Here is a 24,357-nt window from a genome sequence, read left to right as displayed (position 1 = left end):
CTAGCTTGCGATCGCAAGCCCGAATGCTCCTCCAACAAATAATCCCAAAAAACAAACACTCAAAACTGACAGACTTGAGCGGATGCGTCCCATATTGGCTAACATGCGATCGCCAACATAAGCAATCAGCACACTACAACCAGCGGTCAGCACCAATACCCCCAAATTGACAAAAAACAAGGTCAAACCAGTCTGAACAAATTGAATGTTATCAATATCCGCCGTACCGCCAAACCCAACCGCTATGGCCAGCGCCACTACTGACAGGCCAACCCCCAAGCATGTCAAAAAACGTAGCAATAGAATTCGAATCCCTTTAAACGCCGATAGCGCTTTCGGGCCAGCCAGCGCCAGTGCTTGAATCAGGGTGCCAGCAAAGGCCAGGGGCCAGACCCAAAACGGTGGCGAAAACATAGATAAAAACAGCCCCACTCCAATATGTAGCGCCATGACCAGCATCAACCACGGCCAAGGGACACCCGACTGGGTCTGCCCAAATCGCCGGGGCACCTTTAATCGCTTCTGATGATTGGACGGGGGGATATTCATAGCTTCTCAGTCAGTCAACCAGCCTTTGTGCTGGTATTGATACTAACAGTCCGCACAGGTTAAAACCCAGCCATAGCAGTTAATCCGCAAGACCAAACTCCTGCATAGCTGGCATAAAGTTACGATTTTCATGACTTGGGCGACTAAGTTTAATCAGCGCAAATCGTTGACCTGGTGTTAGAGATTGCCAGGCATCGCCAGTGATTTTCAGGTTGTAGGTCGCCGCCTGCATCTGCACCTGTTCGGGCACATCTGCCTGCAGCCAGGGTGGCTCAGCCGGAACATCAATTTCCTTAGCAGGCTGTCCCGTATAACGAGTCACTAATGCTTGCAGATGTTGACGATAGGCCGGAATGCCACTGACCGTATCACAGGGCATAGCCACCAGCTCCTGACGCTCGGTCTGGGTGAACTGATGCCAGTGATTAAGTTTGAGCTTAACGCCACAGGTGTCGAGTTTAAGTCTCACCACCATAGGAATACAGCGTAGGGAGTCGATAAACTCCTGCTCAAATTGAAAGCCCCCAGATTCCATAAATTAAATTCACCTCATTTGATAGCTATCAACGTTCCTGAATCCCCATCTCTGTCACCTAGGGTTCATGGAAAACCCACAGTCCAAAACCAGTGACCTACAGTCCGTCAGTACAGATAGCATCATCGCCTATACCGAGAGCCAGTCAGACAAAGGAGCATCTCAAAACATTGATTTTTGTAACACATTTACGGTGGCTGCGGAGCCCTTCCAGTCCTTTGCTTGACGGCTTCAGAAAGTTGCGCGACACTAACTTCATACAACTGGCGCAGACACTCTCAGTTTCAATACTCTGTATTAACTTTTTATATGGAGTTTTAACTACTTTTTAGTTATCGTTTGTCTACGTAGGTGTCATTAGTGTGGCGCTCTCCTATAAGAGGTGAATCCCTTTGGAAACACTGGAATTTGTTATTTACCCCGATGGTCGAGTTAAAGAGTTGGTGACAGGTATTGTTGGCCGCTCTTGCGCTGAGGTCACTGCTGCTATTGAGGCCCAGTTAGGCCAGGTTCTATCTCAGGAGAAGACCTCTGAGTTCTATGCCCAGGGCAATCAGTTAACGTCTGAACAAATTGATTCCCAGGCTAATTATGGCAGCTGGTAGACGTTTCGGTTTCACCACTGCTCTGGCCCGATGGCCACATTGTTAACTTCTTATCAACACAAGGTTTAAGATGTCGCACTTTAGCCAGATCAAAACCAAAATTCGTAGTTTACCTGCTCTACAAGCTGCCCTCACCGATGTCGGTGCTGAGTGGAAAGCTGGTCCACAGGCAGTTCGTGGCTATCAGGGTCAGACTGAAACTGCTGAAGTAGTTATCGAGCAGGACAATGGTTACGACTTGGGGTTCAAGCGTAACACCGATACTGGAGATTATGAGCTGGTGGCTGATATGCAGTACTGGCAGCAGGCTCTTTCGGTGGATGGCTTTTTGAATAAGATCACTCAGCGCTATGCTTATCACACTGTCATGAGTGAAACGTCTCGTCAGGGCTTTCAAGTTGCTGAGCAAAAGACTGCCGCAGACGGTTCTATTCGTCTGGTTCTACAGCGTTGGGCTCAAAGCTAACGGTTTTTGAGTTGGCTAGCTAGATTGAGACGACGTTGGGTTACTCAACGTCGTCTTTGTTGCTTTAAGGGGCTTAATCCCCGTGTCATAGGAGTAACTATCGATGACTTTGCAAAATGAGCCTTCTAGCAACGAGCGTTCCGGTCTAGAACCTGAACTGGGTGGATTGCTTAGGGATGCTGAAAACCGCACTGGTCTGGAACCTGAACTGGGTGGGACGCTGCGGCAAAAGGGGGTTTATGTTGATGAAACCACCTGCATCGGCTGTACTAACTGTGTCCACGTGGCCCGCAATACGTTTTATCTAGAACCGCTTCATGGTCGGGCCAGGGCTGTACGTCAAGATGGTGACAGTGAAGAACTAATTCAGGAGGCGATTGATACGTGCCCTGTTGACTGTATTCACTGGGTTGACTACACCAAGCTACGAAACCTAGAGGAAGAACGTCGGCATCAGGTGATTCCTGTTGCTGGATTTCCGGTGAATCAGGGGTTAGTGCGCCGTAAGAGTCGGAGTGATCACCCACTGCGCCAGCCGAAAAATCAATCAACCGATGAGATTTAGTTGATTAGAACCGCTCTCTGACTGTGGGACGAGCACTGCCAGTGTAGATAATTTCTACCTGGAGTGAGCGTCCGGGGGGCTGTGTTTTAATGTTTGCGGGAATTTCTAGGTTTGGAGCATCCTCGCTCATGGGGTCCAGGGTTACGATGGTACCATCGGCAGCGATTTGTAGGTGATAGACCAGCGGATAGGCGGTATCTGTGGGTTGATACGGGGCTAGCTGGGTTGCGATCGCTGCCAGTAGGGCATCGTCAACAACCGGGTCATCAGGCAGTTGCGATCGCTGCGCCAGATCGCTAGCTGCACTAGCAGCAGGGCTTTTTAAACTTTCTTGCGTTTCCAATTGCCCAGGCACCTCAGCCGTTGTCATCGGCTCACTGGCTTCAGGTAGCGCCGACAATTTATCCTCGCCAGGGCCTAAATCTTGTTCAGCTATATCAGGTATTTGAGTTTCTGCAGCTGACGGTGCATTCGCTCCAGCTGCCTGGGGTGCAGCCGGAATAGTGCTAACACCATCTAGCTCTTCCTGGTCTAATGGCTGCTGGGCCAGCTCTTGACTGAGATTAAAAGATGGCTCAGCTGGGGCCGACTCTAACTCTGGAGCCGCAGGGGAGCTGGGTGGACTGCTCACACCATCTTCGAAAACTGCCTCAGGAGCCTGAGTGGTCGCCACTTCGTTAAATACTGGTGGTCTGTAATAAAGATAAGCCGTCGTCACACCTACAGCGACCAAGAGTGAGGCTACCGCTGAGCCCGTCTGCCAGGAACGTCGCCGTCGCCGCAACGCCGCCACAGGCAGAGTGATGTGACGCTGACCGTAGGCACTTAACACCTCAGCGAGATTAAATAACTGTATAGTGCTGAGTTTGATAGTCCTATCGAGTAGCTTAATGCTGTGGGTTTGAGGCCAGGCTTGCTGACTCAGATAGGTTTGCACATAAGTCTCAACCGCATCGCTAAGAGCGACTAACTGCTGCTGATTCCCCGCAGCCAGCTGCTGCCGCTCGGGTCGCTCTAACCATAGACTAAAACGCAGTCGCCGCACCACAGGTCGGTCGCTCCACTGGGAAAGGGGTGATGGCTGTGCCGTCACCTCTAACATATAGTTACCAGACCGATAGCGCTGGGTATTGATGGGTAAAACCGGGGACATCTCTGTTTTCGAGGTCAGATGAATAACATCTGCACAAGCTAAGCGCTACGGTTATAGCTTACTAGCCCAAACCCATAGCGACCAGCATGGTTACTGTTACCGAAACGTACTCCCTAGAAAGTGTTTGAAACAGGGATTGCACCACCGTGATCACCTGTCAGCATGTGGGATGTCCTGATTCACACGTCTTTGTCATTCCCCTCATAGGGAGGGATGATGACTCGATAGTTGGCGTCGTATACATCCTCTTCTGGGGCTTCTGGCGTTGCCTCTTCAGGTTTAGCGGCACTTGGGGGATTTTCCTCAGGTGCGTTATCACCATAGATCCAACCGTCTTCATAGGTGCGTGGCGATGGCTGGTCCGGTCTATCGTCGCGATAAGAACCGTGCTGCTCCCAGCCAATATCTGGCCCAGGGTCTTGCCTGGATGCATATCGAGCTGATGCTTCATAGTCATCATCGCCCCAGCCAGATTCAATGTCTTTAACAGCATCACCAATGGCATCGCCCACGGAGGGTCTGGGTCTGTCTGCAAACGTATCTCTGGCGGCAGCGGTGGTCTGCTGTTGACCCCAGTCGTCCCATTGTTCAGGAGCCCTAAATGTTTCCCAGTCATTATCGTAGGGATCTTGATGCCTGCTACTGCTGGGAGCAGAGCCACGAGAGGACGGACGGCTGTTTGTGGGAGGATTAGGGGAATCGACAAATCGATTGTTATGGGTGGTTTCTGGATCGTTCAGTCGTCGGCCAATAGGACGATACGCACGTTTTTGCGGTACTAGCTGATGGATCAGTAGGGTGCATAGGGCACCGATTGCGATCGCACCCAGCAACCAGACAGACAGTGGTAGCGCCCCCACCGAGTTACCCAATATCACTAGCTCTAAGACAGGCGTGAGATTTTGCAGCACTAGTATCAGCAGAGCTGCCACCACCAATAGAAGCGTAATCAGCTGAACCATTACTTTTTCCCCGATTGACCACGATTTGGTGAGCTATGTTCACCTTAGCGCTCAACTCTCCAACGTTGCCGTTTGACCATGACCTTGCCAACGATTTAATGGCACACAGTCAATATCCAGCTGATCAAGGGCTCTAGCAACCACAAAGTCCACCAGATCATCAATGGTTTGAGGCCGATGGTACCAGGCTGGAATAGCTGGGACAATTCTAGCGCCCGCTTCGGCCAGGGTTGTTAAATTACGGAGATGAATTAAACTCAACGGGGTTTCACGAGGTACCAGCACCAGGGGCTTGCCTTCTTTAAGCTGCACATCAGCAGCTCGTTCCAACAGGTCAGAACTCAATCCGGACGCCAGTTTGCCCACCGTACTCATACTGCAGGGCATAATCACCATGCCTAGGGTTTTAAATGAGCCACTGGCGATGGTTGCTCCTACATTACTCCAGGCATGGCAGCGCAGCATACCGGCTTTTTCTACTCCAGCCTGCTGCCGCCAGAATAGGACTTGATGATTTAAATCTCCGGGTAGGCGCACCTGTTCTTCTGCCTGCCAAACCATATACACCGCCTTAGAAGCGACTAAGTCCACTTCATAGCCTGCGGTTAACAGATGTTTGAGCGCTCGTACGGCGTAGATTAAACCCGAGGCTCCGGTAATGCCTAAGACTAAAGGACGAGCCAAGGGAGGGGCGGATGCTGCTTGCGCATCTTGTTGCATGGCTTTTTCTACTCTTCGCCGTCATCAAAGACGTCGTCTCTGCCCATGGACTCCTCATTGGTGATGTCGTCGTCATCGTCGTCCACGGCTTCACTACCCCCGCCCACTGCCACCAGGTCAATTTGCTGGCGATAGTAATCAACGCTCTTAACTTGGACCTCAACGCGATCGCCTAAACGATACTGCTGGCGGTTTTTGCGCCCCATTAACTTTTGCTGCCGAGACCGATATTCGTACCAGTCATCCTTAAGGGAGCTGACATGGACCAGACCTTCAACCAGTAACTCTTCTAATTCCACAAAGAAGCCGTAGGACTGAACGCCAGTAATCAAGCCGTGGAAAACTTCACCTGTATGGGCCTGCATAAAGGCCGCTTTTTTCAGTCCTTCTAAATCAGACTCTGCTTCTTGAGCCAATCGCTCCCGCTCAGTCAGGTGAGTAGTCATGTGGCTCAAGCTTTCTTCTAATTCGTTATGGATATCAGGTGGCAATACACTCCAGCTGACATTACCGTGACTGCTGCTGCTACGGAGATCAACTCGATCTTTGGAGCGGGTGGTTTTGCGATCGCGACCTTCATCAAAGACGGCATGGAGCACCCGATGCACTAACAAATCAGGATAACGCCTGACAGGAGAAGCAAAATGGGTATACCCATCTTCTAACGCCAGCCCAAAATGTCCGTCGGGGTGACTGCCATAGGACGCGGGCTTTAATGTAGATAACAACAAATAAGTCAGCACCTTTTCAGCTTTAGACTGACTAAACTGTTGCACAAAGCCTAAATAGTCCTTGGGTAAAACAATATCCTCATTTTCTAGCTGTAAATTCAGTCCCATATTATTGGCCAATTTAATCAGCTCTTGCACATCTCCTGGATCAGGTGTGCTGTGAACCCGATAAATGGCTGGCACACCTAACTCTTTGAGATGTTTAGCGACTAGCTGATTGGCCAACAACATACATTCAGTAACAATCCGTCGGGCTGGCAGTAAATCTGAAACCACCATGACACCCAGTCCCCCTTCATCATCATGTTGAAACTTAGGAGAAAGATAATGGGACAGCTCTTCTCCAGCTTCCTCTGGAAAGACATGATCGGGTAGATTTAAATCAAACGAGCCCCGCTGGTTGCGCTGTTGCTGCAGCAGCTTACTCACTTCAAACAACTGATCAATCTGCTCAAAACAGTCTTTAAACTTGGTCAGATCCCGCTTTTTAAATGACAAGGCTTCCATTGCCTCCTTGTCATCTCGCGCTAAGATTGCTTGGGCCTGGTAATAATTGAGCTGATGATCATTGCAAATCACCGATGGCTGCACTTCATAGGCCAACACTTCACCTTCTGAAGAGAGAATAACCATTACAGAAATGGTAAGTCGCTCCTTATCGGCCAGTAGCGCACACAGAGATGTGGATAGCGGCGGTGGCAGCAAGGGCACTGGTGAATCTGCCAGGTACACCGAGGTGCCTCGACGATAAGCTTCCTGATCGATGGGGTTATTGGACGGTACATAGTAGGAGACATCGGCCACATGAATCCCCAACAGCCAGTTACCATCCTCAAGCTGCTCTAATGTCAGGGCGTCGTCAATTACCTGAGCACCATCCGCATCAATACTAACGGTGGGCTGATCTCTCAAATCAATCCGTTTCCTAATATCCGCCTTACGCACCCGATTGGGTAGCGCTTTGGCCGCCATCATCACCTCTTCAGGAAAGGCACGAGGCAGGTCATGCTTACAATAAACAATGTCGATATCGGCAGCGGCCTCAGCATCACTGCCTAGAATTTGAGCCACCCTGCCATGGGGTAAATGTTGGCCAATGGGATAGCGCAAGATTTCCACATGCACTAAATGGTCAATAGCTGCCTGTAAATCAGCCTGACTTAATTCATCCTCTTCTTGATTTTTGAGATCCAGCTGAAACAGCAGTCGATCATCCAGGGGAACGGCCTGTAAGCTATCGTTACCTTCGACCTCTTTGATGCGGGCTAATACTGAAGAGTTAGCTCGTTCTAAAATCAGCTGGACTTCACCTTCTGGACTGCGGCGACGATTGCCCTCTTTGGTGACTTTAACTAATACTCGATCCCCATTCCAGGCGTGGTTAAGATGGGCTTCTCTGACATAGATGTCATCAGCTTCTTCCTCGTCTTGAATCGCAAAACAAAAGCCTTTGCTAGAGCAGCGTAGCTTGCCCTCAATGACGTCATCCTCATAAATACGACGATACTTACCCCGTTCTTTCTCTAGTACGCCAATGCGTTCCAGGGCATCAAGCGCAATGGTTAGATCGCTGGCATCGGTGTCATCGGAACAATTAAGTTTCTTTTCGAGGGTTTTAGTTGTAACGAGTTTATCGTTTGAAAAGTTAGCTAACAGGGAAGCAATTGAAAAATTCATGTAGCGATGAATCCTACGCGTTAGTAAAACAATGCCACTGGTTTCTTAGCCAGAGACTGGGTTCAGGAACGCGCTGCTTCTTCAGAAACCTACCAAAGCTGCATCCTTAGCAAAACCCAAATGCCAATGACAAACGCTGCTCTACGGACCGCAACTAATAACCACCACACCCTTCAGCAACCAGTAAATTTACAAGGTACGAGGGCAATCCCCCAAGACGCATCCCTGAAAATTACTCCAAACTACCGCTGCACGATATGGGGCACTATTTACACCGCCCTTAGCTGAGCACGTTCAAGAAAGTTAGCATATGAACGGTACAAGTTTTCCTCAAAGTGGCCGCTATGTCAAATATGTTTCAAATAACTTAGAGATCAGGATTTTATTAAGAGCCACAAATGTTGTCTGCAGAGGCGTTCCATGGAACGCCTGTAGGGCAAAAGCTAGAACTTAATTGATTCTCATTCCTTAGTTCAGTGCCGTTCCCCAGTCACCACAAATACAACTCGCCTGCCAATGTTTGTGGCGTGGTCAGCGATACGTTCCAGGTAGCGAATGACAAGCACTAGCAGGACTGTGGGTTCAATACTACCAGAAACCGGGGTCTGGACTAAAAGTTCAAATAGACGCTCGTAGTCGTCATCAACAACATCGTCTTTTTCTTTGATTTCTCGACCAGCGTCCACATCCAATTCAGAAAGAGAAAGAAGACTCAATGCCACCATGGACCGACAGCGATCAAGCATCACCTGAATCTGATCCATCACCTCATGGGGTGGATATGGAAACAGTTTTAGCGATACTTCACCAATATCTTTGGCATAGTCGCCAATCCGCTCTAAGTCACGAATCATCTGCATTAAAGCGCCGACTAAGCGCAGATCCTGGGTGACCGGGGCTTCCAGGGTAATTAAATTAATGCAATCTACTTCGATTTGCCGATATAGCTGATCAACTTGTTTATCGTGCTTTTTTAAGTTTCTAGCAGCTTCAATGTTGCGATCGCACAGCGCTTCTCTGGCTAACAAACATGAACTTTCAACCAGAGCCCCCATACGTAGCACATCCCGTTGTAATCGAGTCAGCTTTAGATCCAAAGCCGAACGAAATGTTGAAGAGACATCAAGGGATTGGTTTTGATTGATGTTTGGCGATACAGTGGAGCTATGACTCTCAATACCGGAAGACGCTGTATTCATTAGATTAAGGGAATATTACCTGCCATCAGGGCAGCTTTTAAATTGCTGATTTTATTGCACAAAACGTTTAGCTAGTGATAGCGCATCCACTATTAACGTGGGTGTTGTTAAAGTTACATTCTAATTCAGGCGCATCATTTCCTTCAGACAATTTGAGCATCAATAATCTATTTTTGGAGTGGCTTTTAACACCATTGAAGTGAGTTAGCCTCAGTCAACCATGACTGACATCGTTTCAAGTCGTTACAAAGCTCCACAATGTAAACAGCCTTCTCAGGCAAGCACTCCGTCCTTTGAGCCCCAATTCAGCAGGCACAAAGGACTGTAATTAACTGGATCTGGGACCTGTTGTTAAAGTCTGTAACAGATTAACTTCAAAGCGTCTGATTGTGACGGTTTTAGTCAACAATTCTCTAAGAGTATCGTCGTCAATATTTAGTAAGGAACTTAACACTCCATGGCTTTATCTGACACTCAAATTATCATTGCCCTTCTGATTGCTTTAATTCCTGGCGTTTTGGCCCTTCGTCTTGGCACCGAACTCTATAAGTAGAATCTGTAAACAGTAACGTCTGTAAACTAGGCCGTTTTTTTAACAGATTTGGTCAATCATTTGCCTGAAGATGCTAGTCTAGCGGTCTGAATGTAGCGAATCATTTTGAGCAATTTTGAGCAATATTTGTGACGGCCTGGGACATTGCCCCAGGCCGTTTTTTTGCTTAGTTAAATCCGCTCCGGGAAACCCGGCAAAAAATCTGAGAGCTGCTGATGGAACTTGAAGCTATACCGATTTAGGCCCCCAGGGCGATGTAATTTCCTTGTAGACCCGCAAAAATGTGGTGCAAATACATCAATGAGGCCCATAATATGGCAAGCTGAGCACCAGCTTAACGACGTGTTGGGGATGTGTGTTAATGACTCGACGATCAACGCCCAGGGCAATTCGAGGCAGAGCCCGTCAAGCCCTAGTTTTGGAGTCTACGGTCAAGCTCACCGTTAATATTTTGCTGGCAGTGGTAGCCACATCCACCATTACCAGGCTATTTCCCTACTATCAACAGCAAAAAGCAGAGCTAGATCAGCTCAATCGCTCTATTCTCGCCCTAGAGAAAGAACATGAAGGCGTGTGGCAGGACTTTAGTCACAACTTTGATCCGGAGCAATCTGGACGGATCATGCGAGAACAAAGCGGTCAGGAAGATCCCGATCGGCATCCTATTGTGCTGATTGATCCCTTACATAACTCTCAGCCGTCATCTCCCTAGGGGGATCTCCGCAATCTGGGGAATAAAACATTACAATCTATTGGCAGTCAATAGACAGTCAATAGGCAGGAGCCGTGGTTGCCAACGTTAATCCATCATCTCTATCCTCAAATGCGGAGGCCAGTCAATCAGTAGAACAAAAACTGGCACAGTTTAAATTTGACAGCGTCGATGCAGCACTGGCAGATCTGGCCGCTGGCAAAGCGATTGTTGTTGTAGACGACGAAAACCGCGAAAACGAAGGGGATGTGGTTTGTGCCGCCCAGTTTGCGACTCCCGACATGATTAATTTTATGGCGGTTGAGGCCCGAGGGTTGATTTGTTTGGCCATGACAGGGGACCGTTTAGATGAGCTCGATTTGCCGTTGATGGTCAGCGGTAGTGGCTTTGAGGATGAGAATGAACAAACAGCGTTCACAGTTAGCATTGATGCTAGCCTCGACTGGGGTGTAACTACGGGCATTTCAGCAGAGGATCGAGCTCGCACCATCCAAGTTGCAATTAATCGCGAAGCTAAGCCGCAAGACTTGCGCCGACCTGGGCATATTTTTCCCCTGCGAGCTAAGGAGGGAGGCGTCCTCAAGCGGGCAGGGCATACGGAAGCTGGCGTTGATCTGTCTAAACTAGCCCGGCTTTACCCAGCCAGTGTGATCTGTGAGATTCAGAATGCTGATGGCTCGATGGCACGTTTGCCAGAGCTGATTGATTATGCTCAAGTCCATGGTCTAAAGCTGATTAGCATTGCTGATTTGATTAGCTATCGGCTGCGTCACGAACGGCTGGTCAAACGAGAAGCGGTAGCTAATTTGCCAACGCAGTTTGGTAAATTTCAAATCTATGCCTATCGTAATCTGCTTGATAATTCTGAGCATGTAGCCATTGTCAAAGGTGATCCAGATACGTTTGGGACTCAGCCTGTAATGGTGCGTGTGCATTCAGAATGTTTGACTGGTGATGCTTTAGGTTCACTGCGGTGTGACTGTCGGCTGCAGCTGCAAACGGCATTAAAGATGATCGACAATGCCGGTGCGGGGATCATAGTCTATTTGCGTCAAGAGGGGCGCGGCATTGGCTTAGTCAATAAGCTGAAGGCTTATTCGCTACAGGATATGGGCTTTGACACCGTAGAGGCCAATGAAAAGCTAGGACTGCCAGCAGACCAGCGCAACTATGGGATTGGGGCCCAGATTCTGAATGACCTGGGTGTGCACCAGTTCAAGCTGATTACGAATAATCCTCGTAAGATTGCGGGTCTCAAGGGATATGGTCTAGAGATGGTGGATCGGATGCCCCTATTAATTGAGACAAATACCTATAACTCAGACTACCTATCTACTAAGGCGCAAAAGCTGGGGCATTTGTTGTTGCGATCGTATCTTGGCACACTCGCTCTGCTTTGGGCTGAACCACTGCCGTCAGCCCAACGCTATGAAAAGGTAAATCAGCTGCGTCAGCTGGCCCATGATGCCGGTTTGCTACTTCAAGAAGAGGCCCGCTCGATTGCAGTTTCGTTGTTTAGCCCCCAGGCCTTGATTGTCAATCTGGGACTGGCAGAACCGGTGGCCAGCGATTGGTTCTGCCAGCCTGATAATTCCTACCGACGTGCGATCGCGAACCTGCTAGAGCAACTGATCCAATGGTCCGACTTAGAAGAGTTAGACCTGCTGATTGCCAATGGTAGCGACCCGTTTACCACTTTACAGGTGGGTCTTGATCGCCAGATCTTTAGCTGGCAATCCCCCTCGATCATTGGTGAGCAGCTAAGCACCCAGCGCATCTATAGCTTTTCGCGCCACAGCGTCAATGACTAAGGGGGCAGGGAATTTCTTTACCGCTCCAATGTTCTGACCAACTGGGGGGTAGGCGCGATGGGTGAACTGACCGTAGATAACCCCTGACGTCGTCTGGCCGCCGTAACTTCAGTTTCTAAGGCTGATACCGCTTCAATAAACTGGGGATCGTTAGTGGTGCCCATGAGTTCAGGGTTGGTCGATAGCGTCCGGCGCTGATCGGACGATAGGCTTACCTGAATATCGGGGGTAATGCCTTTGCTACTGATGTCAGTACCGTTGGGCGTGTAGTAGTGGGCAACGGTAACCGCAATGCCAGAGCCATCGGAAAGCCCATGGAGAGACTGAACCAGGGCCTTGCCAAAGGTGGGACTACCGACAACCACGGCGCGATCGTTATCCCCGAGTGCCCCGGTCACAATTTCACTGGAGCTGGCCGATTCACCATTGACCAAAATAGCCATGGGCAGCTCGGTTAAATGAGTACGATTGGCAGAGATTTGTTCACTATCACCGCTGCGGTTAACCGTGCGAACGATGGGACCTCGCCGCAGCCACATGCGAGAGATATCAATGCTGGCCTGTAACAACCCTCCAGGATTGTTGCGCAGGTCCAAAACAAAGGCTTCAGCTCCCTGTTCACTGAGCTCAGCAATGGCCGCTTGCATTTGCTCAGCCGCATGGGCATTAAATTCATCCAGGCGAATATAGCCAATGTTGATGTCATCGAGGACTTCCAGCTTGGCACTGACAATCTGAATCTCCAGACGAGTGCGGGAGACAATTACGGTCTCAGACTGGCCTTCCCGTTCAATGGTTAGAGTGACCTGGGTGTCTGTTTCTCCATGTAGTAGCTGGGCTGTGCCCTCGGCACTCAGAAATTCCGTAGAGCGTCCGTTGACAATCAGAATATGATCACCCACCAGAATGCCAGCCGTGTCCGCAGGCGACCCCTCAATGACCTCGCTGACGACTACCGTCCCGGCATCGCGATCGCGCCGCAGCCGCAGACCGATACCAGAAATCTCCCCAGAGGTTTGATCCGTCAGCTCGGCATATTGGTCTGGACTCAAAAAGCGGGTATAGGGATCATCCAGCTGACGCAGGGCACGGCGTAATTCAGTGTAGGCCGCCTGACGTGACGTATAGTTCTGGCCTAGTAACTCTTGACGAACTTCAACCCAGTCAGTGCGATTGAAAGAGTCATCGACATATTCGCGATAAACAATCTGCCAGGCTTCGTCAAGAATTGCCTTGGGTCCGTCTGTAAAGGCTGCCTCGGCTGGACGTGAACTTAAAAGTGTGGGAGCTAGAATAACCGTTGCGATCGCGCCAGTTGACCGAAGTAACCCTAGAGTAGTTTTCATTAAAACGGTTGCAGCAGAGGTTGACGGTACGTTGAAAAGCAATTTAGGAGTCTAGAAAGTAGAGTAGATTTAACCCAAAAAAATTGAACGCCGAAAAATACCAGGCCTCGAGGTGAAACGACTACCCGTCTGCAGCAGCCCGTTTAGAACTAAACCCCGTATGCTTAATCCTTCAGCATAAACACTGGACTTAAATCTAGCGCATGAGACAGAGTAATTGCGTAAAACCCCAAGATCTTTATGCAAACCTTATTTTAGATACAGGTGCATCTGAAAACATCCATCAGCCTTTTTTAGCGGGTTTGAAGAAATTAATCGAGTATGTAAATCCTACGACTTCAGAGACTCCAGCGTCTATTTATATACATACACAGATTATTCCTTTAGCCGGACAATTACAGGAGTATATTTACGGAAGCACGCCACCGAGGCAAAATGTCCCAGGCTAAGTCATGGTCACGATGGTTGAGGTATGTCAGCCTCGGGCTGCTACTGTCAGTAGCCCTGGCTACATCAATCACATTGGTTAATCTCTGGCGGTCTAGCCAACAAGCTACCGATGCCTATCTGGTGCTTGGCGGCAGCATTCGTCGAGAAATGTATATGGCTGAGTTGGCGAGTAGCTTTTCGACTCCCCAACCAATTTTAGTCTCCGCTGGGTCTGTTGATCCCTGTATTCGGTTACTGTTTGAGCGAGCCAATGCAACCTTAGAGCAGGTGTGGCTAGAGAATTGTGCCGAGTCCACATTTGGTAATTTTGTCTACTCTGTCCCCATCCTAGAACGCTGGGATGTGCATCATGTCACCCTGGTCACCTCTGGCAGTCATACCCGGCGGGCCGTAACCCTGGCGCGGATTTTATTTGGAGCCCAGGGGATTTGGGTAACCCCCCTAATCGTCGATGAGATTGGCATTCCAGGTAACCAAGAATCAGCCTTAAAAACAACCCTTGATGTAGGTCGCAGTTTCTTATGGGCCTGGGTGGCTCGGGTCTATAAACCCACCTGTGCTCAGGTCGTGCCCCTCGCCTCTGTTGACTTGGAACAATGGCGGCAAAAGGGGTTTAAGTGTGAGCATCAAGCGGGGATTGAAGGTAGTTAGATGGGTTGGGTTCGGCCTGCTGCACTTTGCCTGCATACAGGTAATAGTCCTTTATTTTCACCCCAAACCGCTGCACTGGAATGGTAGCGACCTGGGTCCAGCCGGGCTCTAACTGCAGCGGTCCCTCGTCCGTAAAGGGATGCCAGTCATCGGCTAGGACCAGGGCAGATTGACCAATCAGAGGACGCGCTCTGGCCCAAACATCAAACTGATCAATGCGCTCGGATATAGCTAAAACTGTGGTGGTGTTGAGTGCATAGGCCAGGGCCGAGGCCGAACGGTAATCAGTGGTTAACAATAACTCAGACTGGGGGATATGGGCTGTGACCACCTCGGCCACCTGGTGCCAGCCAAAGGACATGCGCCCATCGGGGTCGCCAGCGGTCCCCCATAGGGCGGATATCGGTAGCAGACAATAGTTGATCACCAACAACCAGGCAACAACGGTGCCTAAAATTTGTATGCCTTGCCACCAGCCGCGGTGGCCCAGGGTGTCTGAGCCTGGCTGCAGAAAAAACCGGGGCACCAGCGGCAGTATTAGTAAATAAGCCAGAATATTCCAGTAGTAGAGGGCAGTGGAAAATAGGCCCACAAGCGACAAGAGGCCGGTTGATGTGATAAATAACCCCAACGCTACTGGACGGAAAGTAGGAGAGTTTAGGGTCCCTTTAAGCAGGACCGAGCGACCCATGACCCACACCAGGGGAGGCGACAAAATTAATCCGGCGGTGAGCCAGAAAAACACCACAGCATCAGGCCGCAATATGGGGCCATCACCACTGTCAACACTGCGGGTGAGATAATACTGAAACGATAGCCAGCCGTTTTGTAGGTTCCAGATCAGAATCGGTAGGGTGCATAGGAGTGCGATCGCAATTGCTCCATATAGCCGTTTATCGCCCAGCAGCCGTCGTAATTTTGCCTGGCTAACAATCACCCCCAGCACCGTAATCCCAACAAACACAGCCGTGTACTTGCACAGTATCGCCAGCCCCAGCATGAGTGCACCGCCATAGAGAAATTCACTACGGCCCTGGCCATGGTGCCAAACCCCATCTAAAAACCGGATAAACCAGTAGGCCGACAGCAGCGAAAAGGCGATCAGCCAGTGATCGTGCCAGGCCAGAGTCAAAAACAAAAAATAGAGCGGACTACTCCAACAGCATAGGAAAATCACCCACCAGGCACGACCAGCCTGTTGACCATAGAGATAGCGGGCAATGTGATAGTAGGTCCAGAAAAACAGCCCATTGCTCAGCACCGTGGGCAACCGCAAGATAAAGTGCGAATGGCCTAAATAGGAAAATAATCCCTGCACCCAGGCGTGAAACGGTGGATGATCGTAGTAAGACCAGTCCAGCCGCTGTCCCCATAGCCAATAGTAGGCCTCATCAGGGTTGGGAAATGCCGTCAGCCAATACACAATATGGGCTAGCAATATGAGCCATAGCCAGGGCGATCGCACGTGAGACTGCAGCGAACCTCTAAATTCAAAACTCAACCGTCAAACTCTGAATGGGGGGCCCCCCATATATTAGGGCACCTGCGACCTGGGATATCTACAAGGACCAGACGCTAATGCGCTTGCGCTTAAAAAGCACCCCATTACCCCATCACTCATCCACCCATCTGCAGCCTCAAACTGGGACTTGATTTTTGTGCAGTCCCCTAACCTCTACAGTTCTCCACTCTCATCGGCCGCTTCAATATCAATGCCCCACTCTCTTAGCGCTTCATCGCCATCATCGATCAACTCTTCTGATTCAAACTGAGGCGCTTCCACCAACTCCATCCGGTGCTCCGGATCGCTCCACAGCGTGGGAGTGTACAAAATCACTGGCAACTCTGCTCCATTCAGGCCACGGAGAATTCGTTCAGGAGTTTGAGGAAACGTAACAAACAATGGATAGGGGCGCTCAGATCCCTCGTTGAGCAGATGCTCATGGGGCATGGGCATTAACCACTCATAGTTTTCTGACAGTAATATCTGGGTTTGTCGCCAGCGAGACAACAATTCCGAAAAGTCTTCATCGGGTCGGTGAATAAACAGGACCACATCCACACCTGTTTTGACCTTCCACTCAGGGTCACACATCAGTATGACCAGGTCGCAGGGCAGAGATACCACCTCTCGCCGCTTGCTAATGGGCCCGGTTGAACGCTCGACAAGGCGACGAACACTGATATTAGGTAGCGGTATCGTAACAATACTTTCCTGAGGCCGTCGCATACTGGGCAACATTTCCAGATAGGGACGATGCTGCTTCAGCAAGGTCAATGCCCCTCGATAGTCGCTGCACCTGGCAAGCAGATTTTCGTAGTCGCCTTGCTGAATAGCCATGATCAATCGAAAGCTGGTCAAACGTATCTATTCTAGCTTTCCCATTGGCTATCCACCACTGACAAAGAACTCTGAGGTGGCTAGAGCAACTCAGTGGCTCTCTCAGCCAGTGCTGAGCGCTCACCGCGAGTCAACAGAATATGACCTGCCAGCGGTTCATGTTTAAATCGCTCCACCACATAGGTCAACCCATTACTAGCCGCATCCACATAGGGGTTATCAATTTGAGCGGTGTCCCCTGTCAACACAATTTTGGTCCCTTCGCCAGCGCGAGTTAAAATCGTTTTAACTTCATGGGGGGTGAGGTTTTGAGCCTCATCAACAATCAAAAACTGTTGGGGAAGTGTGCGACCACGAATATAGGTCAATGCCTCGATTTGTAGTAGCCCCATTTCCATCAGCTCCTCATGCCCTCGCCGCCAGTGGGCAGGTTTGCCAGTTGGGTCTTGAGTGCCAAAAATCAGGTCAAAATTGTCATACAAAGGTTGCATCCAGGGGGTCAGTTTCTCATTGACATCCCCTGGCAAATACCCGATATCTCGCCCCATGGGCACCACCGGACGGGATATTAGCAAACGGCTATAAAGTCTCTCTTCTGAAACCTTTTGCACCCCGGCAGCAATCGCCAGCAGGGTTTTACCGGTACCCGCTTTACCCACCAGTGTCACCAACGGAATGTTGTCATTTAACAATAGATTTAATGCAAATTTTTGTTCTCGATTTCGAGGGTGTACCTGTGAAATACCTGCATAGGGCACTTTGGGTAGCGGGATAATGCGGCCAGATTCTCCCTCCACCGTAGCCAGGGCTGTATGGGCCGGGTTGTTTACATCGATCAGCGTCAGGGATTGATTGGGATAAAACTTACCTTCTAAATTCAAGTTGCCACCACGAAACAGCTGAGTTAGCTGTTCTGCATCCACCAGCAGCTCCCCTGTCCCTGAATACAAATCATCAATGTCAATTTTATCGGTTTCATAATCTTCAGCTGCTAAACCCAGGGTATCGGCTTTGATCCGCAGATTGGCGTCTTTACTGATTAACACCACTGGACACTGACAGGTCTGTTTATGCTCTAGGGCAACGGCTAAAATTTCGTTGTCAGCTTTATCTCCTTCTAGCTCTAAAGGGAGTGAAGCCAGGGTTTCTTGATGGCAGAGGGAGACGATCAGCTTGCCTCCCCCTTCTAGAGAAATTCCTGCGGTGAGGCTGCCTTGACCTCGTAATTGATCCAAGGCGCGCGATACTTGACGGGCATTGCGTCCGGTTTCGTCCAGTGACTTTTTGAACCGATCCAGTTCTTCAATAATGGCAATCGGTAAAATGACGTCATTCTCCTCGAAGCGATAAATAGCTTTAGGGTCGTGCAAAAGCACATTGGTATCGAGGACGAATGTTTTTCTCATAGGTTAAGGATGACCTTTGAAGCCCTTTAAACCCATAATGGGCAGGTGCTTCCATACGCTAAAGTTACAACAGAAATGTGTGAATATTATCCACTAAACTTCATCTACTTGCTGAGCAGACTATATCAGTTTGCAATGGATTGACTAAATCAGCATACCCGACTAGTCACTCTGCTTGTTGCTTAGTTCTTGATGAACGCTGGTTCCCACCTGGAGGGCTTCATTGAGTAATTGCCCATAATCCCCGGCCATTTCTGTAGCCTGAAGAGCCTGCAGGCTCGATAAATTTGTTTCTATGCTGGCAAATAATTCGTGACGGCGGGCAATAAATCGCTGGTGTTTGCGCATGATTTTATCGCTCATCAGACCACAAACCAAGCTCTCGCGGGTCAGGTGCAGAGCTTCTTTAACCGCGTCTGGATTCTCCAATGACAGCCGTTTGGAGGTGTGATCGGCCTGACGTAACTCTTCTAAAATTTCAACTGCCTTGATCATCTCGTTAAAGCGATCCACTTCATCGAGTAAATGGCTGAGGATTTTGAGCTGTTGCCCTTTATAAATGCCGTAGCTGCCATAGGCGAGGGTGGTTGCGATCGCACCTCCTACGCCAACAAATGCCCCAACCGTTTGCTGGGCCAGATTGCGACTGATCACCAAGCTAGCTGGCAACCATAGCACCAGCGCCACCGTCAGTATCAGTCCTTGATTTATCAACCAGGCCCAGCGCAGCCGAGGACGCTGAAACACGGACAGCCGAGTGGCCCACCCCATTGATAAATCGCTAATATCCAGACCTGTTAGCTCGTCCAAATCACGGTTTGTAATCCGCAGACTATCAAGATTGGCACTACTCACTAGTTACTACTCACCTCTGCCATGCCTACTGCAATCCCAACAGCGACCCTAGACTGGTTACAATCTGGGCATAGAAATTCCCTTCAATTTCTGGGCGAAATACCTGAAACGGCTCATTGGGCGCTCCGAAAAAGGGGCGCAGAGTCCATCCGAGTTGAGACCCCACCAGCGCATATAGCCCCAGCCAACCTAGCAATAAACGGTTGCGCAGCCGACTGCCAGCTGCATCTGGTCCAACCACTTGGCGCATGCCCTGATAAAACATCCGCACACCAATCACCCCGGTCAGGCCCATGACCGCCACATTGAGCAGTAAAAAGAAGTTATAGCCTTGGATTGAGATTAAGAAAAATAGCACCACTGGCGCAAAGCTAAACAGCAGCACACTGATAACCGCTACCGTGGTCATTAGCATGGCGCTGTATTGGCGAAAATTTAGCTTCGAACCAAAGAGAATATCGAAAAAGTACAGGGTTGGCAGACAAATGCCGAGGGTCAGTAAATAGAGAGCAGGCAGCTTAATGGCCGATGCGATCATCTGAAGCAAGCTGCTGGATGAACCGATAATGGCACCATAAATGCCAAAGAAGATACAGCTGACTACTAGTAATGAAAAGATTTTGCGCTCCAGTTTGACATCATGGCGAATGTCTTCAAGAAACTGGTTGCGATCGCGCAACAAATGAATCAAAACCGCAAAGTGCTTCATGTGATGCCTACCGGAATAACATTCAGGAATACTCCTGTAATGGCTACACATCGACAGCTAGCAATTTCGCAAAGGACCCAACAAAAACCCTGAGGTGCTAACCATTAGCCCTCAGGGTTATAAAGCTTTTGGCAACTCGTGTTCTGGCAACATTCAGCTCGCCAGATATTAATCATCAGACTTCTTGCAATCAAAACCTAGCTCAGGTGGTTACCCCCTCAGGGGCTCTACCCCACAGCCAATTCCCTGGCAGCCATGGCTAGTTGGTAAGCAAGGTTTTCGTCTAAGATCCCTGTGCCTTAAGCTGTTCAATTTCTTGACGAATTGCCGACAGTTGTTCAGTGAGGGCTTTAATTTCAGCTTGAATGCCGCTATCAGCTACCGGTTTAGCTACCGTATTGACCGTCGCATTGCTCGCTGATGATGGCGCAAAGGGATTAGGCCACTGTTCATCAAAATTGCTACTAATAGTATCGACAAACTCGCGTGCTTCTTTCTCTGTCAGGGCTCCCTTGACCTCCAGCTCATCAGTCAACCGATCAAAGTCTGTACCAATGTCAGAAAACTTGTTAGCAGATGCCTGGGGATCTTGAAGAGCCTCAACTGCAGATGCAGCGGCTCCTAGGGAAACCCGAAAGCTTTTTTGAATAAACTCGGTAAACGTATCAAAGTTCATGACTAAAGTCGATCTAAACGCCTAATCACCGCGAGCATATATTATAAACACCATCGCCCGGTCTAACTGTGTCTAAGACATATAGCTCAATACCCGAAGACTCCTAAAGTCCTAAGCACTGTCGTGCCATCCAGCCAATCTCCTCACCCACCTGCACTCGATACCAACCGCGTCCCGATTCACCCAATAGAGTGACGGCAACGCCATTCCGAAACGTCCCCACCACTCTATACTGAATTCCCCCGGCGCTACGTAAATTACAGGCGTTGTAGGGAGCCGGTGCCTGAATCACCCTTGTCCGCTGGGCTTGAGCCGGGCTCGCCAGCATCAAGACAGCCATTAACGTGAGAATAAATCCCCCCCATTGTTTGCCCCGACGACGCATTGGGAGTTGAGAGAGGTGAGTCGTTAAATGAGTAACCATATGCTGTTAAAGCTTTTACAAGTGTTCACAACAGCTCTTTATAGTTAATCTTAATCAGAAAAATTCAACCCACAACAAGTTAGCTGGAAAACTATATACTTTTCCAAAGTATTGACAACTTTTTTGTGCAACCAACAATTACAGATAGTGTTTAAGCAGCAAAGCTAATTCATCAAAACACCACAGGTAGTGTCCAAACGAATTATGTCTAAACATCACGATAATCAATCAACCTGTTAACACTTCCCCAGGAGTTAGTAAGACAGGAGAAATCCACTGCTAGAATCAACTGTGATTCCCAATACAAATAGTTAGGATTTGGTGTATGCGCTCTTATCTCGTTGCTGTTGTAGATGGTGCCCACGCTCGATTTTTTACCCTTGCAGCTGCTGAATTCTCTGATCAGGGGCAATCTGGCCCGCATTTAACTGAGCACAGCGGCTTGAATAACGCTGACAAGCCCATCGCGACTAAAGGCGCTAGCAACAATTTAATTGGCCGTAAACACCACGGTAATCGTCACGAAAAAACAACACAGGATACAGAGATTACCCGCCGCTTTGCCAATAAAGTAGTCCAACACATTGGTGCTGTTGTCCAAAATACGGCAAGTCAACATCTTATCCTGGTGGCAGAACCTCATATTCTGGGTAATCTCCGCGAATCTGTCCCCAATCACGTGCCATCAGCGATGACTACTAGTGAACTGGCGAAAGATCTCTGTCGCTTAAATGCCCACGAACTCCACAAATATTTAATCAGTAAACAGATGTTGCCTAGTCCCAAACGCTCAGTCAAGTAGCAAAAACGGCAAATAACGTGATCTTTTAGACCGTTTCAATATAGCAAATCACCTCCTAACCCCTGTGGATATATCTGCCTGAAAGCTGGGTATCCATAGGGGTTTGCTTAGGGCAGACAGATTTTATGATCACTGGTATGGCAAGAGGGTCGTTGCACTTGTTATGTTAAAGACAATATGTGCAAAATCTCTATACTAGGCACAGGCATGCCTAAAGTATTGAAATGTCACGGATGCCGCTAGGCAAAAGTTTATACATGCCTGCCATTTTTTTGTCAGTAGTCTAGACTACTAGCAGAAACTTGGTGATATAAAGCTGTTGTTGATGAGGTTTTTTATGCTGATGGAATTGTGTCCCTGCTGCGGTGTTCGACTACTACGCCATGCTAGTAAATCTGGTGCTTATTTACGCTGTGGCAGCTGTCGATTTGAAATTCCTGAAGATCTCCAATCTGTCACTGATAAAAACTCTAAACCTGCCAGCGATTTGCTCGATAGTTTAGACACAGCTGAAACAGCAACGGTGTCTTAGCAGCTGAAACTGCTTAAACTATCGATTTGATGTTTCCCGTATCATAGACAGTCAAACGCTGTGGCCAGCCGTTATGTTTTGGTCACAGCGTTTGATCTATCAGACAATTATTGAATGACTATGGCTAAGTCCGAGCACTTTCTAGCTCAGCAAACGCTTACTGTACTGGCAAATTTAAGCTATCGCGATCGCAACCTCAGCAACTATCTAAATGGCTTAGCCCAGGGCGTTCAGAGCATTTTGGGGACAGATTGGGCCGTGGTGACTTTGTGCTGGGAGAATTCAGAACGGATCTTAGCCAGTACCATTGACCTGGGGGATAATCCAGACGAAATTTATGAGTTGCACGGTACCCTCACTGACAAAGTCTTTACCACAGGCTGTCCGCTGACAGTGGAGAATTTTATTGACGATCCCAGCCATGGCGTGGGTCCAGAGGGCTATCGCGCCTATTTAGGGGTACCCCTGCGCACCGCTGCTGGCACCACCATTGGCACCATCTGTACGTTTAGCCAACATCCAAAAATATTTTCCACCGAGCTAATTAACATGGCGGAACTATTTGCCGAACGAGCGGCTACCGCCATCGATAACCACCAGCTATGGCAGCAACAACAGAAGTTTAACGAATCCCTGGAAGCCGAAGTCATTAAACGCACTCGGGAGCTACGAGCGGCCCAGGCTGAGCTGATGACGGTCAATGCTGAACTGGAGGAGCGGGTGGCCCAACGCACCGCTGAATTGACTCGGCTGAATGCCCAACTGCAGGACAGTGAAGAACGGCTACGGCGCATTTTTAATGCCTCGAACGATGCTATTTTTGTCATTGATCCAAGTAGCGATCGCATTTTAGAAGCTAATCCCCAGTCCACTCAATTGTTGGGGTACAGCCGTGAGGAACTGCTAGAAAGCGTCCATATTTCTAGCGTTCATCCCCAAGAGATGCCGCAGCTATTAGCCTTTGCTGAATCCGTCTTAAAAAATGGACAAGGTTGGACAGACCAACTGACCTGTCTGACCAAATCTGGTCAGGTAGTACCTGCCGAAATTTCTGCCTCGACCCTAGAGTTTGCCAACCGCGTCTGTGTTGTGGCGATTGTCAGGGATATTAGCGATCGCAAACGGGCTGAACAAGCCCTGGCAGCCCTGGCTGAAGTAGGGGAATTAGCCTCGATGATTGTCCATGAGGTCCGTAATCCCCTTACCACTGTCAAGATGGCCCTGGGAGCATTGCGCCAATCAGCACTATCAGAGAGAAATGCTCTGCGTCTGGATCTAGCCACCTCTGAAGCTGAACGGCTAGAATCTCTCCTCAATGAGATTTTACTTTATGCTAAACCTCAAAATTTGAAAACCACAGCGGTTAACCTGACTCAATTAACCATGGAGGTGTTAGATATCCTCAGGGCACAGCCTGTTGCCAGCGATCGAACCATTATCTTCAACACCACAGCCGAGCAAATCACCATCCAAGGCGATGCTGACAAATTAAAACAAGTTTTGATTAACCTGGTGAGTAATGCCTGTGAGGCCATTCAGCCAGGAGACTCTGTAACCTGTTCTCTCGAAACAACCTCGGAGCAGGTATATCTTCGGGTTCACAATGGCGGTACGCCGATCCCACCAGAGATACTGCCAAAGCTCACAAAACCATTTTTTACCACAAAATCCACAGGAACTGGATTAGGGTTAGCAATTGTCAAGCGAATTGTAGAGGCACACCAGGGCAGTTTTAGGATTGAATCAACCGCTACAACCGGGACACTGATAACGAGCGTCTTTAGAGCCGCTGCGACAACACAAGACAGAATTGTTGGTTAGGTCATCTTAAGTAACAACAAACAGGCGCTGACAACTGCACTTAGTAACGTACTACGTCATGCACACATGTACGTAAGTGGCATCATTTTTTTCAAGAAAGTTTATA

26 protein-coding genes are annotated in these 24,357 nt (G+C 49.1%); 11 read left to right on the top strand and 15 right to left on the bottom strand.

Annotation, left to right across the window (positions count from 1 at the left end; genetic code table 11):
- Both N836_RS67075 and N836_RS67070 read right to left on the bottom strand, forming a co-directional pair.
- The gene (locus N836_RS67075) at nucleotides 1-549 is read right to left on the bottom strand and encodes a hypothetical protein (RefSeq protein WP_023075983.1); all 549 of its coding nucleotides are present in this window, start codon (nucleotides 547-549) and stop codon (nucleotides 1-3) included.
- 79 nt (nucleotides 550-628) lie between these two features.
- Nucleotides 629-1,084 carry a nitrate reductase associated protein gene (locus N836_RS67070; RefSeq protein ID WP_023075982.1) on the bottom strand — a complete coding sequence of 152 codons (456 nt, stop codon included), beginning with the start codon at nucleotides 1,082-1,084 and terminating at the stop codon, nucleotides 629-631.
- Between the two features lie 67 nt (nucleotides 1,085-1,151).
- Between N836_RS67070 and N836_RS76770 the strand changes: the two genes are divergently transcribed.
- The 4 genes from N836_RS76770 (at nucleotide 1,152) to N836_RS67055 (ending at nucleotide 2,720) form a co-directional block, all read left to right on the top strand.
- Complete coding sequence (locus tag N836_RS76770; protein ID WP_023075981.1) at nucleotides 1,152-1,310, top strand: hypothetical protein; 159 nt, start codon at nucleotides 1,152-1,154, stop codon at nucleotides 1,308-1,310.
- Nucleotides 1,311-1,476: 166 nt separating this feature from the next.
- Nucleotides 1,477-1,689, top strand: coding sequence for a DUF2997 domain-containing protein (locus tag N836_RS67065; protein ID WP_023075980.1), 213 nt, complete (start codon nucleotides 1,477-1,479; stop codon nucleotides 1,687-1,689).
- A 70-nt stretch (nucleotides 1,690-1,759) separates the two neighbouring features.
- Complete coding sequence (locus N836_RS67060) at nucleotides 1,760-2,155, top strand: DUF1257 domain-containing protein (RefSeq protein ID WP_023075979.1); 396 nt, start codon at nucleotides 1,760-1,762, stop codon at nucleotides 2,153-2,155.
- A gap of 103 nt (nucleotides 2,156-2,258) precedes the next feature.
- Complete coding sequence (locus N836_RS67055; protein WP_023075978.1) at nucleotides 2,259-2,720, top strand: ferredoxin; 462 nt, start codon at nucleotides 2,259-2,261, stop codon at nucleotides 2,718-2,720.
- 4 nt (nucleotides 2,721-2,724) lie between these two features.
- On the opposite strand, the gene N836_RS67050 is transcribed toward N836_RS67055, so the two are convergent.
- The 5 genes from N836_RS67050 to phoU all read right to left on the bottom strand — a co-directional run bounded on the left by N836_RS67050 (nucleotide 2,725) and on the right by phoU (nucleotide 9,162).
- On the bottom strand, nucleotides 2,725-3,873 hold the full coding sequence (locus tag N836_RS67050) for a DUF4335 domain-containing protein (protein ID WP_023075977.1): 1,149 nt from the start codon (nucleotides 3,871-3,873) through the stop codon (nucleotides 2,725-2,727).
- Between the two features lie 179 nt (nucleotides 3,874-4,052).
- Nucleotides 4,053-4,835: a hypothetical protein gene (locus N836_RS67045; RefSeq protein WP_023075976.1), complete on the bottom strand. Its 783-nt coding sequence runs from the start codon at nucleotides 4,833-4,835 to the stop codon at nucleotides 4,053-4,055.
- 51 nt (nucleotides 4,836-4,886) lie between these two features.
- Nucleotides 4,887-5,555 carry a flavin prenyltransferase UbiX gene (locus tag N836_RS67040; protein ID WP_023075975.1) on the bottom strand — a complete coding sequence of 223 codons (669 nt, stop codon included), beginning with the start codon at nucleotides 5,553-5,555 and terminating at the stop codon, nucleotides 4,887-4,889.
- A gap of 8 nt (nucleotides 5,556-5,563) precedes the next feature.
- Nucleotides 5,564-7,963 carry a ribonuclease R family protein gene (locus N836_RS67035; protein WP_023075974.1) on the bottom strand — a complete coding sequence of 800 codons (2,400 nt, stop codon included), beginning with the start codon at nucleotides 7,961-7,963 and terminating at the stop codon, nucleotides 5,564-5,566.
- Nucleotides 7,964-8,436: 473 nt separating this feature from the next.
- Complete coding sequence (gene phoU, locus N836_RS67030; protein WP_023075973.1) at nucleotides 8,437-9,162, bottom strand: phosphate signaling complex protein PhoU; 726 nt, start codon at nucleotides 9,160-9,162, stop codon at nucleotides 8,437-8,439.
- A gap of 457 nt (nucleotides 9,163-9,619) precedes the next feature.
- On the opposite strand from phoU, the gene psaM reads away from it, so the two are divergent.
- From psaM to ribBA, 3 genes are all read left to right on the top strand, one after another.
- Nucleotides 9,620-9,715, top strand: a complete 96-nt coding sequence (gene psaM, locus N836_RS67025) for a photosystem I reaction center subunit XII (RefSeq protein ID WP_006514064.1) — start codon at nucleotides 9,620-9,622, stop codon at nucleotides 9,713-9,715.
- A 361-nt stretch (nucleotides 9,716-10,076) separates the two neighbouring features.
- Nucleotides 10,077-10,427, top strand: coding sequence for a hypothetical protein (locus N836_RS67020; protein WP_023075972.1), 351 nt, complete (start codon nucleotides 10,077-10,079; stop codon nucleotides 10,425-10,427).
- 74 nt (nucleotides 10,428-10,501) lie between these two features.
- Complete coding sequence (gene ribBA, locus N836_RS67015) at nucleotides 10,502-12,238, top strand: bifunctional 3,4-dihydroxy-2-butanone-4-phosphate synthase/GTP cyclohydrolase II (protein WP_023075971.1); 1,737 nt, start codon at nucleotides 10,502-10,504, stop codon at nucleotides 12,236-12,238.
- A 17-nt stretch (nucleotides 12,239-12,255) separates the two neighbouring features.
- Here the strand turns inward: ribBA and N836_RS67010 are convergent, their stop codons facing one another.
- Nucleotides 12,256-13,584 (bottom strand): S41 family peptidase, encoded by a 1,329-nt coding sequence (locus N836_RS67010; RefSeq protein ID WP_023075970.1) that lies wholly within the window; start codon nucleotides 13,582-13,584, stop codon nucleotides 12,256-12,258.
- Nucleotides 13,585-14,019: 435 nt separating this feature from the next.
- On the opposite strand from N836_RS67010, the gene N836_RS67005 reads away from it, so the two are divergent.
- Nucleotides 14,020-14,685 (top strand): YdcF family protein, encoded by a 666-nt coding sequence (locus N836_RS67005; protein WP_023075969.1) that lies wholly within the window; start codon nucleotides 14,020-14,022, stop codon nucleotides 14,683-14,685.
- Here N836_RS67005 and N836_RS67000 read toward each other — a convergent pair.
- The 7 genes from N836_RS67000 to N836_RS66970 form a co-directional block, all read right to left on the bottom strand.
- Nucleotides 14,648-16,186 carry an ArnT family glycosyltransferase gene (locus tag N836_RS67000; protein ID WP_200867475.1) on the bottom strand — a complete coding sequence of 513 codons (1,539 nt, stop codon included), beginning with the start codon at nucleotides 16,184-16,186 and terminating at the stop codon, nucleotides 14,648-14,650. The two genes, N836_RS67005 and N836_RS67000, sit on opposite strands and share 38 nt — an antisense overlap.
- Before the next feature lie 174 nt (nucleotides 16,187-16,360).
- Nucleotides 16,361-17,026, bottom strand: coding sequence for a hypothetical protein (locus tag N836_RS66995; RefSeq protein WP_023075967.1), 666 nt, complete (start codon nucleotides 17,024-17,026; stop codon nucleotides 16,361-16,363).
- Nucleotides 17,027-17,106: 80 nt separating this feature from the next.
- Complete coding sequence (locus N836_RS66990) at nucleotides 17,107-18,432, bottom strand: PhoH family protein (protein ID WP_023075966.1); 1,326 nt, start codon at nucleotides 18,430-18,432, stop codon at nucleotides 17,107-17,109.
- Between the two features lie 162 nt (nucleotides 18,433-18,594).
- On the bottom strand, nucleotides 18,595-19,287 hold the full coding sequence (locus N836_RS66985; protein ID WP_023075965.1) for a hypothetical protein: 693 nt from the start codon (nucleotides 19,285-19,287) through the stop codon (nucleotides 18,595-18,597).
- Nucleotides 19,288-19,312: 25 nt separating this feature from the next.
- Complete coding sequence (locus N836_RS66980; RefSeq protein ID WP_023075964.1) at nucleotides 19,313-19,996, bottom strand: hypothetical protein; 684 nt, start codon at nucleotides 19,994-19,996, stop codon at nucleotides 19,313-19,315.
- Between the two features lie 283 nt (nucleotides 19,997-20,279).
- Nucleotides 20,280-20,672 (bottom strand): hypothetical protein, encoded by a 393-nt coding sequence (locus tag N836_RS66975; protein ID WP_023075963.1) that lies wholly within the window; start codon nucleotides 20,670-20,672, stop codon nucleotides 20,280-20,282.
- A 103-nt stretch (nucleotides 20,673-20,775) separates the two neighbouring features.
- Nucleotides 20,776-21,096: an SH3 domain-containing protein gene (locus N836_RS66970; RefSeq protein ID WP_081716997.1), complete on the bottom strand. Its 321-nt coding sequence runs from the start codon at nucleotides 21,094-21,096 to the stop codon at nucleotides 20,776-20,778.
- A 325-nt stretch (nucleotides 21,097-21,421) separates the two neighbouring features.
- Between N836_RS66970 and N836_RS66965 the strand changes: the two genes are divergently transcribed.
- The 3 genes from N836_RS66965 (at nucleotide 21,422) to N836_RS66955 (ending at nucleotide 24,251) form a co-directional block, all read left to right on the top strand.
- Nucleotides 21,422-21,898, top strand: coding sequence for a host attachment protein (locus tag N836_RS66965; RefSeq protein ID WP_023075961.1), 477 nt, complete (start codon nucleotides 21,422-21,424; stop codon nucleotides 21,896-21,898).
- Between the two features lie 337 nt (nucleotides 21,899-22,235).
- On the top strand, nucleotides 22,236-22,430 hold the full coding sequence (locus N836_RS77240) for a hypothetical protein (RefSeq protein ID WP_152532274.1): 195 nt from the start codon (nucleotides 22,236-22,238) through the stop codon (nucleotides 22,428-22,430).
- 120 nt (nucleotides 22,431-22,550) lie between these two features.
- Nucleotides 22,551-24,251: a GAF domain-containing sensor histidine kinase gene (locus N836_RS66955; RefSeq protein ID WP_152532273.1), complete on the top strand. Its 1,701-nt coding sequence runs from the start codon at nucleotides 22,551-22,553 to the stop codon at nucleotides 24,249-24,251.
- Nucleotides 24,252-24,357: the final 106 nt, after the last annotated feature.

Origin of the sequence: Leptolyngbya sp. Heron Island J, from assembly GCF_000482245.1 — a bacterium.
Taxonomy (GTDB): Bacteria; Cyanobacteriota; Cyanobacteriia; order Phormidesmidales; family Phormidesmidaceae; genus Leptothoe.
The sequence above is the reverse complement of the archived record's forward strand: the minus strand, read 5'-3'. Positions and strand labels throughout refer to the sequence as shown.